The organism is Synechococcus sp. RS9916 (assembly GCF_000153825.1).
In the GTDB taxonomy this organism is placed as follows: domain Bacteria; phylum Cyanobacteriota; class Cyanobacteriia; order PCC-6307; family Cyanobiaceae; genus Synechococcus_C.
Genome location: NZ_DS022299.1, coordinates 2,431,279 through 2,445,525 on the forward strand (window position 1 = coordinate 2,431,279; position 14,247 = coordinate 2,445,525).

Below are 14,247 nucleotides of genomic sequence, written 5' to 3' on the forward strand. Positions count from 1 at the left end.
CGGGTTGGCTGCAACCTTATCGGCAGTGCTCCTCGAGGATCTCCTCGAGATCACGAAGTTGAACAGCCGGGATCAGGCGGGCCAGCGGCAGTTTCGTGCTGCCACCTCCGAGGGGCACTTGAAGTGCTTCTAGGGACTGACGTGCTGCGATGGCCGCACCTTGGTCGATGCGGGCGCTGCATTCAATGGCCAGGGGTTCGGCTAGGCCAGCATCCCCCAGATACAGGTGCCAACCGGCCACCTGCAGGAACAGGCGGTCGCTGATGGCGGCGCTGAGATCGCGCAGTTCTGCGGCATCGAGACTCATGGTTGATCGCTCGGCGTGCTGGTCACTGGTGTTGTGGCTCGTTCCTCTGGCCCCGGACGTTGCACGATCACGCTGATCAGTTGCACCACCAAGACGGCAAGCCAGGCTTCCGTGATCCAGGCGAGGTGGTTCCAGGGGTGACGCATGCCCTGCACAAACCAGAGGCCGCTGTTGACGGCGGCAAAAACCCCCGCATGCAGCGTGCAATTCACGATCCGATTGAAGTGTCGATAGATCGGGTCTTCGGGGTTAGCCGGGCCGTACCAGCGGATGGGCATCGGGCAGCGTCTACGCAATGCCTTGATTGTGGCGGCCGGTTGCCCCAAACAGTTGACGTTGGGTCCCTCGATAAGGTCAGATAGTCAGGTGCAGGCGCTTGTAGCTCAGCGGATTAGAGCATCTGACTACGGATCAGAGGGTCGGGAGTTCGAATCTCTCCAGGCGCGCTTTTCAACTGTCCTTCGGGGCAGTTTTTTTTTGCCCGGCTTCGGGGTGAGACGAAGTCATTTCCTACGATTCATCAACAGCAGGCCTTCTTTCATGTCTGACCGCGCTTCCGCACCGATCAACGCCGCTCTGGCCGATGCCGATCCCGCGATCGCTGCCCTGATCGGGCAGGAGCAGAACCGTCAGGAAACCCATCTTGAGCTGATTGCGTCCGAGAACTTTGCGTCCCGGGCTGTGATGCAGGCCCAGGGCTCCGTGCTCACCAACAAATACGCCGAAGGCCTTCCTCACAAGCGCTACTACGGCGGCTGTGAGCATGTGGATGCGATCGAGGAACTGGCGATCGAACGGGCCAAGGAGTTGTTTGGTGCCGCATGGGCCAATGTGCAGCCGCATAGCGGTGCGCAGGCCAACTTCGCTGTGTTTCTGGCGTTGCTCCAGCCCGGCGACACGATCATGGGGATGGACCTCAGCCACGGGGGGCATCTCACCCACGGATCTCCTGTCAACGTCAGCGGCAAATGGTTCAACGTCGTGCAATACGGCGTCGATCAGGCGACCCAGCGCCTCGACATGGAGGCCATCCGCAAGCTCGCGCTCGAGCACAAGCCCAAGTTGATCGTCTGCGGTTATTCCGCTTACCCCCGCACGATCGATTTCCCGGCCTTCCGTGCCATCGCCGATGAGGTGGGTGCGTATCTGTTGGCCGACATGGCTCACATTGCTGGACTGGTCGCTGCGGGTGTCCATCCCAGCCCTGTGCCTCACTGCGATGTGGTCACCACCACCACCCACAAGACGCTGCGCGGTCCTCGCGGTGGCCTGATCCTCTGCCGTGACGCTGAGTTCGCCAAGCGCTTTGACAAGGCTGTGTTCCCTGGAACACAGGGTGGTCCGCTTGAGCACGTGATTGCGGCCAAAGCTGTGGCCTTTGGAGAAGCGTTGACCGACGACTTCAAGGCCTACAGCCGTCAGGTTGTGGCCAACGCCCAGGCCTTGGCCAAGCAGATTCAGGCCCGCGGCATCGACGTGGTCAGTGGTGGCACCGATAACCATGTGGTGCTGCTGGATCTGCGCAGCATTGGCATGACCGGCAAGGTCGCTGACCTGCTGGTGAGTGACGTCAACATCACGGCCAACAAAAACACCGTGCCCTTCGACCCAGAGTCGCCTTTTGTGACCAGTGGTCTGCGTCTCGGCACTGCTGCACTCACCACCCGTGGGTTTGATACCGCAGCGTTTGCTGAAGTGGCGGATGTGATTGCTGATCGGCTTCTCAATCCCAACGACGATGCCGTTCAGGCCCGTTGCAAGGAGCGCGTGCTCACCCTCTGCAGTCGCTTCCCGCTCTATGCAGGCGCAGCGGCTGTTCCGGCGCTTGCCTGACTGTCCCACTGCGGGCTGGAACTCCGGATTCAGCCTGCCTAGATTGGATTGCATTCACCCGATCTGGGTGCATCCTCACCGGAGTCTTCTGTGATCCTCGCGAGCCATCCACTCGCCGTGGCCGTGATCACGTTGTCGATCGCAGCGGGGATCACCACGTTGGTGGTTCCCCTCGTGCGCACTCTTGGCCTGCGGATGGGGCTGACGGATCAACCGGATTCCCGCAAGCAGCACACCACGCCGATGGTGCGCCTGGGCGGGGTGGGCATGGTGCTGGGCTTCTGTGGGGCTCTTGCCTTGACCTGGGCAGTCGGTGGTTTCGGGGTCTTGGCTCCGGATCGCGATCAATTGATCTGGACCACCCTGGCCGGGTCCCTCTGTTTTTTCATCATCGGCTTGGCTGATGATCTCTTCGCTCTGTCCCCGTGGCCCCGCTTGGCCGGACAAGTGGCGGTGGCCATGGTGGTGTGGTCCCAAGGCGTGCGCATTGGGGCTGTTGATTTCCCTTGGCTGAGTGATGCTTCTTCAGTCCTTGTCCTGCCAGACCTGCTGAGCCTCGCTGCCACGGTGATCTGGCTGGTGGGGATCACCAATGCGATCAACTGGCTGGATGGGCTCGATGGCCTTGCCGCTGGTGTGGCAGGCATTGCCGCAGTTGGACTGCTGTCCGTGAGTTTCTCCCTGAACCAGCCTGCTGCCGGTTTACTGGCGGCGGCTCTGGCAGGAACCTGCTTCGGCTTTTTGCGCCACAACTTCAATCCCGCCCGCATCTTCATGGGAGATGGCGGTTCCTATTTCCTTGGGTTCACCCTGGCGGCGGTCAGCATCGTTGGCCCTGCTAAAGGCCTCACCACCGTCAGCCTGTTGCTGCCATTGCTGATCCTTTCGTTGCCCCTGGCAGACATGTCCGCCGTGATCATGGGCCGGCTCAGTGATGGCCATTCACCCTTCTATCCTGATCGCCGCCACTTGCACCACCGCCTGCTGCGTGCCGGTTTCAGCCACAGGCGCACGGTGCTGTTGATCTACGTGTTTACGCAGTGGCTGGCGGCTCTCGCCATGGTGGTGGCCAATGTGGAGCTTCGTTTCCTTTGGCTGGCTTTAGCCACCGCGATCCTGGTGGGCACGGTGGTGGTTCTCCGCCGCCGCCAGATGGTCGAAACGGCGCGTAAAGCAGAGCGCCGTCGCCTCAAGGCAGAGCAGAAGTCGCGTCGTTCGCCCATTCCCCAAAACCATGCTTGAACCGGCCGAGAGCCGTGGCGTTGAGCTGCTCTGTGTCGGTACGGAGCTTCTCCTGGGCAACATCCTGAATGGAAACGCCCGTTGGATCGGGGAACGGTTGGCAGGCCTCGGCTTGCCCCATTACCGCCAGTCGGTGCTGGGGGATAACCGCGAGCGTTTGATCGCGTTCGTGCGGGAGGCGGCTCAGCGCTCCCGCGTGTTGATCACCACCGGTGGTCTCGGACCCACCCCAGATGACCTCACCACGGAAGCCATCGCTGCAGCCTTCGGCGTCCCTATGGAGGAACGGCCTGAGGTGTGGGCCGACATCCTCGCCAAATCGCGCAGTCGAGGACGAGAACCCTCCCCCAGCACCCGTCGCCAGGCCTTGCTCCCGCAGGGGGCCCAGGTGCTGCCCAACCCAACCGGCACTGCGCCAGGCATGATTTGGTCGCCTCAGCCCGGGTTCACCCTGCTCACGTTTCCTGGTGTTCCCAGCGAAATGCGGGCGATGTGGGATGTCACCGCAGGGCCTTGGTTGCAGAACTCTGGCCTTGCTAGCGGTGTGTTCACCAGCCGGCAGCTGCATTTCTGGGGTATCGGTGAGTCCACGCTCGCCGAGCAAATTGAGGATTTGTTGGCTGGGAGCAATCCCACCGTGGCTCCCTATGCCGGGGGTGGCGAGGTGATGCTGCGGCTCACCGCATGTGCCGATACCCCTGAGGAAGGGAGGGAGCTTCTCAAGCCGGTGGAAGTCGACTTGCGGCGCCGATTCGGTCAACGTTGTTTTGGTGCTGATGCCGACACGCTGGCTTCTGTGGTGATCGAGCAGTTGCGCCGTTGTGGCCAGACCGTGGCCGTCGCGGAGTCCTGCACTGGTGGTGGACTGGGCGCAGCTCTGACGGCGGTGCCGGGCTCGTCTGATGTGGTGCTGGGCGGTGTCATCGCCTATGCCAATGCGATCAAGCAGGCCTTGCTGGGCGTGCCGGCTGCACTGCTTGAGCAGCATGGGGCCGTGAGTGATCCCGTGGCGGAAGCCATGGCGGAGGGAGTCCGTCGCTGCACCAGCGCCGACTGGGGCGTGGCGATTACAGGCATTGCTGGCCCTGGGGGCGGATCGGAGGAGAAGCCTGTTGGGTTAGTGCATCTGGCCGTTGCTGGCCCCGATGGCTGTTTTGCGCAAGCGCGGCGCTACGGCGACAGCCGTGGTCGTGAGTGGGTGCGCAGGCTCAGTGCCGGAGATGCTTTGGATCAGTTGCGCCTGCGTCTTCAGACCCCGATGGAGGGCAGCTGAGGCTGGCGCGTAGGGTGAACGGCTGATCACTTGGCCGGAATGAGCAGCGGCACGCTTTACGACAAGGTCTGGGATTTGCACCGTGTCGCAGATCTCCCCGGTGGGTCCACCCAGCTGCTGATCGGTCTGCACCTCATTCACGAGGTCACCAGTCCGCAGGCTTTTGCCGCCCTCGAGGACAAGGGGCTGCCGGTGCGTTGCCCAGAGCGGACGGTGGCCACCGTGGATCACATCGTGCCCACCACCAGCCAGGCCCGCCCGTTCGCCGATCCTCTGGCGGAGGAAATGCTCAGCACGTTGGAACGCAACTGTGAGCGCCATGGCATCACCCTTCATGGTCTGGGCAGCGGCCGTCAGGGCATCGTGCATGTGATTGCTCCTGAGCTTGGGCTGACCCAGCCGGGAATGACCGTGGCCTGCGGTGACTCCCACACGTCGACCCATGGCGCCTTTGGTGCGATTGCCTTCGGCATCGGTACCAGCCAGGTGCGCGATGTGCTCGCCAGTCAGAGCCTGGCGATGAACAAGCTCAAGGTGCGGCGTCTCTGGTTCGACAACCAGCTCAGTGCCGGTGTGTTCGCCAAAGACCTCATCCTTCACGTGATCCGCACGCTGGGGGTGAAGGCAGGGGTGGGTCATGCCTATGAGTTCGCCGGTCCGGCGATTGAGGCGCTGTCCATGGAGGAGCGCATGACCCTCTGCAACATGGCGATTGAGGGTGGGGCCCGCTGCGGCTACGTCAATCCCGATCAGGTCACTTTCGATTACCTGGCGGGCCGCCCGGAAGCGCCGAGTGGCGAGGCTTGGGAGCGGGCTGTGCAGTGGTGGCATGCGTTGGCCTCAGATTCTGATGCTCACTTCGACGATGAAGTGCGCTTTGACGCTGCTGCGATTGCCCCAACCGTCACCTGGGGGATCACCCCTGGGCAGGGCATCGGTGTTGATGAAACGGTCCCCACGCCTGAGCAGTTGGATCCCTCCGATCGTCCGATCGCGGAGGAGGCCTACCGCTATATGGACCTTGCCCCCGGCTCAGCCATTGCCGGTGTTCCTGTGGATGTGTGTTTCATCGGCAGTTGCACCAACGGCCGTCTCAGTGATCTGCAGGCGGCGGCCAGCGTGGCTCGAGGCAGGCAAGTGGCGTCTGGCATCAAGGCGTTCGTCGTGCCTGGATCGGAGCAGGTGGCGCGTGCCGCCGAAGCCGAGGGCCTGGACAAGGTCTTCCGCGCTGCAGGTTTCGAATGGCGTGAACCCGGCTGTTCGATGTGTTTGGCCATGAACCCTGATCGCCTTGAGGGGCGTCAGATCAGTGCCAGCTCCAGCAATCGCAATTTCAAAGGTCGCCAGGGTTCGGCCAGTGGTCGCACCTTGCTGATGAGTCCAGCGATGGTGGCTGCTGCCGCGATCGAAGGCAGTGTCACCGACGTGCGCTGCTTGGCGCCGCTTGAGGGCTGAACCAGCCTGTTGTTGCTCTCGTTGTTCCTTTTCAAGACCGTTCCACTGCAGCCATGACCCAGACCGGCCCTTTCCCCCAGGGAGCGATCACCAGCGTCAGTGGGCGGGCCTTTGCCCTGCGCGGTGACGACATCGACACCGATCGCATCATTCCGGCTCGTTTCCTGAAGTGCGTCAGTTTTGACGCCCTGGGTGCCCAAGCCTTCGCTGATGACCGCAAGGAACTGGATGGAGCGCATCCCTTCGACCAACCGGCCCATGCCGGCGCATCGATTTTGGTGGTGAATGGAAACTTCGGCTGTGGTTCCAGCCGTGAGCATGCTCCCCAGGCGCTGATGCGTTGGGGCATTCGTGCCGTGGTGGGTGTCAGTTTTGCCGAGATCTTTCATGGCAACTGCCTGGCTCTGGGCATTCCCTGCGCCACGGCGTCACCAGAACAGATCCTTGCGTTGCAGGATGCGGTCTCGCAGGATCCAAGCGTTGCGTGGACCCTTGATCTTCAGGCCCGTCAGTGCCGCAGTGAGGGATCCGGATCCTGGGATGTCGGCTTTGATGCTGGTGCTCTCGAGATGCTGCTCAGCGGTCGCTGGGATGCCACATCTCAGCTGGTGTCGCGGGATGCTGAGTTGAAACAGACAATGGCGGCCTTGCCGTATCTGAACGGGTTCTGAGCCTGCTGGCGGCAGACACTTGCTGCAGTGTCTAAGACGGAGATAGAGGCGTGCGTCTGATGGCCCGTTCCCGACTCTCTTCTTCTGCCCTCGGGCTGCTCGCCCTTTGCATCGGTGCGGCCTCACCGATGGCAAGGGCTGTGCCACTCACGATCGAGATTGATCCGGTTCTGCAGCTGCAGTCCACCGGTCAGTGCCGAGGCTGTGATTTGCGAGGCGCTGATCTGCGCGGGGCCCATCTCATTGGGGTGGATTTACGCGAAGCGGATCTCCGGGATGCTCAGCTTGGGGATGCGAACCTCGAAGGGGCTGACCTCAGTGGCGCTCGCATGGAAGGTGCCGATCTTCAGCGGGCAGTGCTCAGCAATGCAGAACTGGCGGGTACGGATCTACGCCGCGCCGATCTGCGCGATGCGGTGGTGATCAATGCGTATGCGCCTGACGTGCGTACAGAAGGGATGCAGTACGCCGGTTCCGATCTCACCGGTAGCCACCTGATTTACGGCGGCGGGGCGGATTGAGGCATCCGCCATCGCAATCCGCTTGGTGATCAGAACAGCCGTTGATCGAGGGCGTTGTTGGGGTTGGAGGGTGAGTAAGGCACAAATGGCACACCGGTGCCGGTGAAGTTGAAGTCGTTGAGGCGGAAGCGAAAGCCGCCAATGCCTTCGTAAGGGTTGTAGTAGAACCCGAAGTCATACGAGCGTCGTTGCCAGCGCAACTCGATGTTGGAGTTGATCACGTTGCCGTAGTAATCGGAATTCGGGTCGACGTTGATCGCGACACCGGCATTGATCAGGAGAGGTCCTGCAAGTTGTTGGGTGAGTCCCACGCCCACGGTGCCCAGATCGATGGCTTGGTCGAAATCAAAGGGGCTGGAGCCTTGCTTGAGCGTGCCACCACCGGTGAGTGAGAGCTGGGTGTAATCCAGGAAGGGTTTGCTGAAGGTGCCCAGGGTCAACGTGGGCCCCCCGCTGAGGGAGATGCTGTTCTGCTGGGTCCCATTGCCATAGGCCGCGAGCAAGGTGTTCACGTTGCTGTTCAGCGTCAGGCCGGGCACGATGGCCACAGGGGAGTAGCGGTAGGCCGCTTCCGGTGTGAGTGGCGCCGGCTTCCCGCGCCAAAGGGGGAAGCTGCTGTTCACTGAGGCGTAGACATTCGCCCTCCAGAGGTCGGCGAGGTTTTCGCTTTCGAAGGTTTCAGCCTGGTAGTTGCCGACGCCGACGCGCCAGAGATAGTCGTTGGCCAGCTGACCCCACTGCCAGGCGCCTTTCTGTTCGGCGAAGCCGCCGAAGGCTGAATACACATCGGTCTGGCCGAGGGATCCATTCCACGTGCGGTAGCGGTAGGCGCCGAACAGGCGCGTTTTGACATTCCCTAGCCAGGGAAGGCCGACGGCATTCTTCAGTTCGCCCCAGTAGCGACTGCCATTGTCCAAATTGTCGGGATTCAAGGTGCTGATGTCTGCATTGAGACTGGTCTTCCAACCCCAAACGCGACCGGAGAGTTCGGCCTCCAGGCCAAAGGCATCGCCCGCGCTGATGGGTTGGGTCACGGTGCCGCTGCCCACCGCGCTGCCGGGGGCGATGTAACTGTTGGTTTGGCCATCAATCGCTCGCTGCACCAGCACCTGAGGTTGCAGATCGAACTGGAAATTGCTGCTCAGTTGGATCGGCTTGAGATTGCGACCGATAAAGAAACCATTGCGGTCGTCGTTGTCGATGCCGAGCACCCAGCGGTTCTCGACTTCTTCCTGCTTCTGGATGCGCTGACTGCGGCTGACGTTGATCGGCAAGCGTTCTTCCACGATCAGTTGATTGCGCCGTGCCTTGATCAGGATGTCGCCGTTGGGCTCCTGGGTGGCCACCACATCTTCGGCATCAATGCGGGTCTGGGCTGGGGTATAGGGGTCGTTGGTGAAACCCATACGATCGGCGCTCCAGCCATCCGGGGTCAGACGGATGCGGGCCGCTTGGAAACGCCATCGACTGATCTCGCCGGTCACCAGTTGGGCCCGACCGAGCCCCTTGAGCTGGGACGGTTGCAGGGTTCCGTAGTCGTTCTCCTCCTCGATGGTCTGTTCACGGGTTTCCTGCTTGCGCTGACCACCACCAGGCACCCCAAGTCGGCGCTCAATCGTCAGTGTTTGCTGGAACTGAATGCTGCTGATGCGCTGATCGATGGCTGCGATGGCCTTGGCTCGCAGGTCTTCCTGTTCGGCCAGTGAGAGGGTCGACTCTGTTGTGAGTCCGAGCGGTTCCTGCTGGCGAGTCGTGGTCTGAACGGGCAGACGGTCACCACCGAGGCTTCCGTACTCGAGCGCTTCACTGAGGGTCCGTTTGGGCTTGCGATTCGCGCGGTCAGGGTCAGGACAGCCGAGCGGCGGCGGAACATCGCTGGGTGTTGCCTGTGCCGGATCAGTCCCCCAGCGATAGCGAGCTCCGATGAGGTAGGCATTGCTGCCCTCACGCACGCCGCTGTAGGTGCCAAAGGCACCAGAGCGATGGTGGATGCGCCCCACCAACGACAAGCGCTTCGAGACCGCCGCTTCAAGCTCGAAGCCCAGGTAATTGAGGAACTGGGCGTAGTTCTCCCGGTACGTGCGCTCGTAATTGCTGTTGGCGGTGAAGTAGCTCACCCCTTCCACGACGCCGAGACTTAGCCAGGGCTGCATCCATAGCCGGGCCCCGATGCCGACGATGCCTTCGCCGAAGCTCTGTTGGGGAGTGTTGGCATAAGGGACGGATTGATTGAAAGCTCCGCCGGGTTGTTCGTAGGCCTGGTGGCCAAACAGATTGCCTTCCACTTCGATGGCCAGCGGTCCGGCTTTCCAGATCCGCTTTTGCACAGTCACGCCCGAGAGGTACTCCGGTCGCATGCGCCCATTGAAGAAAAACGTGTCCCCGAAGTTGGAGTCGATGCTTTGTCCGCCCCAGACCGTGGCAGCCCAGGGGTGTGGATGCCACTCCGGGATCGGTGGTAACACCGGGGGACAGGCCATCTCCAGATGGTGTTCCGAATCGGCATTGACTGGGCCTGGAACGACCCACTCGCTCGAAGCGGGTTGCTCCAAACTCCAGAATCCCCCCTGATCGCCTTGGGGACTGATGCGTTCGGCCGTACTGCCAGCCAGTTCGATCTGAAGTGCGGTCGGGAAGCCAAGCCCTGAGCTCTCCAGGGTTGGCAATGGTGCGATGTCTCCAGCTCGGTTGCTGCGCTGGGAGCGGTTCGAAGGATCGAGATCGAGGGCAGCCGTGTCGAGATCAAGGACGCCATAGACGTCTTCGAAGACTCCTTCGTTCTGGATCAGGCTGAAGCGCAGGCTTCCCGCTTGGAAATACTGGGACCCTTTGCGGTAGCGAACACTGCCTCGAGCCGCAAACGTGTTGAAGCTGGAGTCGAACTCGATTCGATCCGCCTGCAACAGACCACCATTAATCCTGGCGGTGACATTGCCCTCAGCCACGAAGAGGTTTCGCTGACCGTCGAAAACCTGACGATCCGCCTTCAGCTGGATCGCGACAGGTGCATCAAAAGCTTTGGTCGCTTTGGACCGACTACCGCTATTGCGTTCACGCTCTGGTGAGAGGGACGGGCCTGAATCACCGGCGACCGCCTGCTCAGCCGTGACGAGCATCAACGCTGCAGCCCCGATCGAAATCAGGCTGGGGCGTAGAGGCTTGGCGAATCGACCTGGCAAGCGATCTCTCCTGAGGCCGCTGATCTTGCCATGGTGTGAAGGCTGGTTTGATCAGGCGCTGACCAGTGTTCGGCGTGACCGACAGCTCTGGATCAGCGCACCAGGATTCAATCTTCGAGATCCTTCCGGCTGGGGGTGCGGCTGGGATCGCTAGCCAGGAAGCCAAACACGAAGATCCCGAGGAAGAAGAAGACGACCGAATAAACGGAGATCTTGAGGGCGAGCATGGAGACCGACCGGCGTCAGGGACAGCGCCATCATCCTATGGGGCAATGTTTGGAAGACACGATGCAGAACCGTCTTCAGGCCCGGCGATCGGAGTGGATTGAAACGTTTCGCAGTCGCGCGCGCCTGGATCTGCTGCCGCAGTGGTCTTGCATGGATGCTCCTGAGCGGGGTTCGGCCCTTGCGGACCCCTGGGCCCAGATCCATCGCCCTGACTGGGCCAAGCGTGGTTTGCTCAGTTGGCCGCGAGGTGGAATCTGGAAGCGTTTGCGGCTGCAACTTCCCTGTCCGGAGGCCTGGTGCCATTCCGCCTGCGGACAGGAGCGATTGGTGCTCAGTTGGTGGGCAGACCAGGTGCGCCTGTGGGTCGATGGGGTGCTCGTGCACGAAGGCGACCTGTTCGACACGCGTTGTCGCTGGCCTCTGCCCCCCTCTTGGCGCCAGGGGCAGGCATTGGATCTGGTGCTTGAACTGCGCAGTCCCTGCCATGACGACGGCGCCCTGATTACCAGCGATGTGGTGCGCGAACCGTTGACGGCTGCTGATGATCCGGAGCAGTTGCTGTTGCCCGAAGCGCTCGATCTGGCGCTGCCATCGCTGGATGCCCTGCCTGAGGCCTGGCTTGTCCTGGATCCGGATTCTTCCCAGGCCATCGAAGCGGTGGGCGACTTTCTTGCGTCCAGGCCTGCTGCGGCTGGTGAGGTCCATTGGGTTGGTCATGCCCACCTCGACCTGGCCTGGCTCTGGCCTGTGGCTGACACCTGGCAGGCGGCCGAACGCACCTTCCGATCAGCGCTTGATCTGATGGAGCGCTTCCCGCCATTGCGTTTTGCCCACTCGACGCCGGCGCTCTACGCCTGGATGGAGCGCTTCCGGCCAGCGCTGTGGTCGCGCCTGCAGTCAGCCAGTGATGCGGGGCGATGGGAGCCGATTAATGGGCCGTGGGTGGAGAGCGATTGTGTTCTGGTCAGCACGGCCTCGCTCTGGCAACAGTTTTCGATCGGTCAGGCTTTTAGCCGCAGGGCTTTTCCGCAATGGCGCCATGAGCTGGCCTGGTTGCCCGACAGCTTTGGCTTTGCAGCGGGACTGCCTGCTGTGGCGGTGGCGGAGGGGGTGCGCTGGTTCTGCACGCACAAGTTGGCTTGGAATGCCGGTGTTCCGTTCCCCCATCGTTTGTTCCGCTGGCGCAGTCGGGGTGGAGCCGAGCTCAAGGCGCTGATGTTGCCACCGATCGGCACCAGCGCTGAACCGGCAGCCATTGAGGCGGAGCAGCGAGCGTTTCGTCTGGCGACGGGGATGGCCAAAGCCCTTTGGACCCCAGGTGTGGGGGATCACGGAGGTGGACCGACCGCTGAGATGCTCGAGCAGATGGGCCTCTGGGAGGACCACCCCCAGGTCACACCGCGACGCCCGTCCACGGTGAGGGCCTATTTGGATGCACTGGAGCCGTCCGTCGCCACCCTTCCGGTGTGGCGGGATGAGCTTTATCTCGATCTGCATCGCGCCTGTGCGACCAGCCGTCCGGATCAGAAGCGCCACAACCGCAGCCTGGAGCGTCTGTTGCGTGAGGCGGATCTCACCACTGCTTTGCTTCGCCTGGGTGATCCCGCTGGGGTCCCTGAGGTCGCGGACTGGACCACCCTGCTGTTTCATCAGTTTCACGACATCCTCCCCGGGACCTCCATCCCTGAGGTGTTCGACCAGGCGGAACCGCTTTGGCGCCGATCACGCCGCTCGGCCTCAGCGCTGCGCAATCGTCAGTTGACCCAGCTCTTGGGTAACAGGCAAGTGGATCAATGGGCCTGGATCGGACTGCAGCCGTTGGCGCGCTGGTCCCCGGTGTTGCGTTTGCCGCGAGGGGAGTGGGCGTCTCAGGGGCAAGGCCTGGCGGTGCAGACGGCCAACCAGGGCGGCACCTGGGTGCAGCTGCCGGAACAGCACGGTGTGGCGTCGCTTCCTTTGGAACGCCGCCCATCCTCTGAACAGCGCACCGCTGTCTCGGCCCCCGCTGTTCGAGGCGCCGTAACGCTCAGCACGACGGCAGATGGTGGTCTTGTGTTGACCAACAAGCATCTGTCGGTTGAGCTGGGAGCAGCCGGCGTCGTGCAGCTCTGGGATGGAGCGGGTCGGCCCCAGCTTCAGGCTCCGATCGCCCTCTCGCGCTTTCGTGACCATGGCGAGTTCTGGGATGCCTGGGACCTGCCGGCGGACTATCGCGACCATCCCCTGCCGGTGCAGTGGGATGCGGCGTCGCTGGACGTCGTGGAGACGGGGCCATTGGTGGCACGGGTGCTCATGCGTGCCCGCGTTGGCGAGAGTTGCGTTCGGTTGGATTGTCAGCTGCGGGCCGACAGTCCTTGGCTGGAGCTCACCTGCAGCGTGGCCTGGCGCCAGACCCATGAGCTGTTGCGGCTGGAGGTGCCTCTGGCTCAGACGGCGATCCGCTGGGCTGCCGACACCAGCGGTGGTGTGATCACCCGTCCTGCGCGGGCTTGCACTCCTGGGGAACAGATGCGCTGGGAAGTGCCAGTGATTTCTTGGTGTGCCACCGAGGTTGCTTCGCCTGGCGGAGGGCTGGCCTTGTTGCTCGACGGGCCTCAGGGGGTTGATGCGACCCCAGACCGACTCGGGGTCTCCCTGGTGCGGGGGGCGACGTGGCCCGATCCTGGGGCCGATCGTGGTTGGCACCGTCAGCGCCTGGCTTTGATGCCTGCCTCTCAAGGGTGGTGCCGCGGAGGCATCCCTCAGGCGGCCATCGCCTTTCGTGAGCCCGGCTGGTGGGGGCCTGCCGGGCTCGCTGAGGCCCAACAATGGCTTCCGCCCCTGCCGGACGGCCTGGTGCCGGTGGCTGTGGAGACGCCCCGAGATGCTGATCGGAGCTTCAACCCTTCAAAGGGTTTGCGTCTGCGTGTGCTCAATCCGGGGGGGCGCCGTCAGCAATGGGGCCCCCCGGGGTGGGTGATCTCTCGACTCGCGGAAGCTGTTAATTGGCAAACAGCTGCTGATCCCAAAGGCACAGCCGATCGCGGTTGCGCCTGTGCAGCGCAAGGGATCGTCTTCAGTCCCGGAGAACTGGTGGAAGTGGTGCTGACTCCGCTTGAGGGAGACGTCGATCAGTCGTCGTGATCGTCGAAGGGATCATCGAGTTTCTTGGAGGGCGGGCCAAAAGCGGTGTAAACGCCGAATCCTGTGAGGCCGAGCAACACAGCCAGAACGGCAATAGCAACAGACAGTGCTGGTGAGGAGGTTTCCATCACATCTCTCGACAGGTTCGGCCTTATCAGGACCAGGACCCCTACAGTATCCAGACCGAACCTGAACCGAGAACCAAGCGCCGCTATGGCTCAACGCACTCGTCTGGGAGATCTCCTCCGTCCCCTCAACTCCGAGTACGGCAAGGTTGTGCCTGGCTGGGGAACCACTCCGGTGATGGGCATTTTCATGGCCCTCTTCCTGGTCTTCCTGCTGGTGATCCTCCAGCTGTACAACAAGTCCCTGATCCTCGAGGGCATCAACGTCAACTGGAACGGCCTCGGCTGAA

Annotated in this window: 13 protein-coding genes and 1 tRNA gene; 9 read left to right on the forward strand and 5 right to left on the reverse strand. The window is 62.4% G+C overall.

Annotated features, from left to right (window positions below; genetic code table 11):
• Positions 1 to 16: 16 nt before the first annotated feature.
• Both RS9916_RS12150 and RS9916_RS12155 read right to left on the reverse strand, forming a co-directional pair.
• On the reverse strand, positions 17 to 307 hold the full coding sequence (locus RS9916_RS12150; protein ID WP_007099735.1) for a DUF3181 family protein: 291 nt from the start codon (positions 305 to 307) through the stop codon (positions 17 to 19).
• Positions 304 to 585, reverse strand: a complete 282-nt coding sequence (locus tag RS9916_RS12155) for a hypothetical protein (RefSeq protein ID WP_007099736.1) — start codon at positions 583 to 585, stop codon at positions 304 to 306. Before RS9916_RS12155 ends, RS9916_RS12150 begins: the two co-directional genes overlap by 4 nt.
• Before the next feature lie 94 nt (positions 586 to 679).
• Between RS9916_RS12155 and RS9916_RS12160 the strand changes: the two genes are divergently transcribed.
• The 7 genes from RS9916_RS12160 to RS9916_RS12190 all read left to right on the forward strand — a co-directional run bounded on the left by RS9916_RS12160 (position 680) and on the right by RS9916_RS12190 (position 7,302).
• Positions 680 to 753, forward strand: a tRNA-Arg gene (locus RS9916_RS12160).
• Positions 754 to 847: 94 nt separating this feature from the next.
• A complete protein-coding gene (gene glyA / locus RS9916_RS12165; protein WP_007099737.1) occupies positions 848 to 2,140 on the forward strand; it encodes a serine hydroxymethyltransferase in 1,293 nt (430 codons plus the stop codon).
• A 90-nt stretch (positions 2,141 to 2,230) separates the two neighbouring features.
• Positions 2,231 to 3,382, forward strand: a complete 1,152-nt coding sequence (locus RS9916_RS12170) for an MraY family glycosyltransferase (RefSeq protein ID WP_007099738.1) — start codon at positions 2,231 to 2,233, stop codon at positions 3,380 to 3,382.
• Positions 3,375 to 4,655, forward strand: coding sequence for a competence/damage-inducible protein A (locus RS9916_RS12175; protein WP_007099739.1), 1,281 nt, complete (start codon positions 3,375 to 3,377; stop codon positions 4,653 to 4,655). The genes RS9916_RS12170 and RS9916_RS12175 overlap by 8 nt, the downstream gene beginning before the upstream one ends.
• A 39-nt stretch (positions 4,656 to 4,694) precedes the next feature.
• Complete coding sequence (gene leuC / locus RS9916_RS12180; RefSeq protein WP_007099740.1) at positions 4,695 to 6,110, forward strand: 3-isopropylmalate dehydratase large subunit; 1,416 nt, start codon at positions 4,695 to 4,697, stop codon at positions 6,108 to 6,110.
• Between the two features lie 53 nt (positions 6,111 to 6,163).
• Positions 6,164 to 6,781 carry a 3-isopropylmalate dehydratase small subunit 2 gene (locus RS9916_RS12185; protein ID WP_007099741.1) on the forward strand — a complete coding sequence of 206 codons (618 nt, stop codon included), beginning with the start codon at positions 6,164 to 6,166 and terminating at the stop codon, positions 6,779 to 6,781.
• Positions 6,782 to 6,840: 59 nt separating this feature from the next.
• A complete protein-coding gene (locus RS9916_RS12190; RefSeq protein WP_038024628.1) occupies positions 6,841 to 7,302 on the forward strand; it encodes a pentapeptide repeat-containing protein in 462 nt (153 codons plus the stop codon).
• Between the two features lie 29 nt (positions 7,303 to 7,331).
• On the opposite strand, the gene RS9916_RS12195 is transcribed toward RS9916_RS12190, so the two are convergent.
• Positions 7,332 to 10,481, reverse strand: a complete 3,150-nt coding sequence (locus RS9916_RS12195; RefSeq protein ID WP_007099743.1) for a DUF3769 domain-containing protein — start codon at positions 10,479 to 10,481, stop codon at positions 7,332 to 7,334.
• Between the two features lie 107 nt (positions 10,482 to 10,588).
• The gene (locus tag RS9916_RS12200) at positions 10,589 to 10,708 is read right to left on the reverse strand and encodes a photosystem II reaction center protein I (RefSeq protein ID WP_006042333.1); all 120 of its coding nucleotides are present in this window, start codon (positions 10,706 to 10,708) and stop codon (positions 10,589 to 10,591) included.
• Here RS9916_RS12200 and RS9916_RS12205 point away from each other — a divergent pair.
• The gene (locus RS9916_RS12205; protein WP_007099744.1) at positions 10,707 to 13,832 is read left to right on the forward strand and encodes an alpha-mannosidase; all 3,126 of its coding nucleotides are present in this window, start codon (positions 10,707 to 10,709) and stop codon (positions 13,830 to 13,832) included. The two genes, RS9916_RS12200 and RS9916_RS12205, sit on opposite strands and share 2 nt — an antisense overlap.
• Here the strand turns inward: RS9916_RS12205 and psbN are convergent.
• Positions 13,820 to 13,960, reverse strand: coding sequence for a photosystem II reaction center protein PsbN (gene psbN, locus RS9916_RS12210; RefSeq protein ID WP_007099745.1), 141 nt, complete (start codon positions 13,958 to 13,960; stop codon positions 13,820 to 13,822). The genes RS9916_RS12205 and psbN overlap by 13 nt on opposite strands.
• An 85-nt stretch (positions 13,961 to 14,045) precedes the next feature.
• Between psbN and psbH the strand changes: the two genes are divergently transcribed.
• Positions 14,046 to 14,246 carry a photosystem II reaction center phosphoprotein PsbH gene (gene psbH, locus RS9916_RS12215; RefSeq protein WP_007099746.1) on the forward strand — a complete coding sequence of 67 codons (201 nt, stop codon included), beginning with the start codon at positions 14,046 to 14,048 and terminating at the stop codon, positions 14,244 to 14,246.
• Position 14,247: the final 1 nt, after the last annotated feature.

What these genes read in the sequence shown, in the direction of transcription:
- RS9916_RS12150 (WP_007099735.1), bottom strand. Translation starts at nt 307, where the DNA reads ATGAGTCTCGATGCCGCAGAACTGCGCGATCTCAGCGCCGCCATCAGC.
- RS9916_RS12155 (WP_007099736.1), bottom strand. Translation starts at nt 585, where the DNA reads ATGCCCATCCGCTGGTACGGCCCGGCTAACCCCGAAGACCCGATCTAT.
- glyA (WP_007099737.1), top strand. Translation starts at nt 848, where the DNA reads ATGTCTGACCGCGCTTCCGCACCGATCAACGCCGCTCTGGCCGATGCC.
- RS9916_RS12175 (WP_007099739.1), top strand. Translation starts at nt 3,375, where the DNA reads ATGCTTGAACCGGCCGAGAGCCGTGGCGTTGAGCTGCTCTGTGTCGGT.
- leuC (WP_007099740.1), top strand. Translation starts at nt 4,695, where the DNA reads ATGAGCAGCGGCACGCTTTACGACAAGGTCTGGGATTTGCACCGTGTC.
- RS9916_RS12185 (WP_007099741.1), top strand. Translation starts at nt 6,164, where the DNA reads ATGACCCAGACCGGCCCTTTCCCCCAGGGAGCGATCACCAGCGTCAGT.
- RS9916_RS12190 (WP_038024628.1), top strand. Translation starts at nt 6,841, where the DNA reads ATGGCCCGTTCCCGACTCTCTTCTTCTGCCCTCGGGCTGCTCGCCCTT.
- RS9916_RS12205 (WP_007099744.1), top strand. Translation starts at nt 10,707, where the DNA reads ATGGAGACCGACCGGCGTCAGGGACAGCGCCATCATCCTATGGGGCAA.
- RS9916_RS12200 (WP_006042333.1), bottom strand. Translation starts at nt 10,708, where the DNA reads ATGCTCGCCCTCAAGATCTCCGTTTATTCGGTCGTCTTCTTCTTCCTC.
- psbN (WP_007099745.1), bottom strand. Translation starts at nt 13,960, where the DNA reads ATGGAAACCTCCTCACCAGCACTGTCTGTTGCTATTGCCGTTCTGGCT.
- psbH (WP_007099746.1), top strand. Translation starts at nt 14,046, where the DNA reads ATGGCTCAACGCACTCGTCTGGGAGATCTCCTCCGTCCCCTCAACTCC.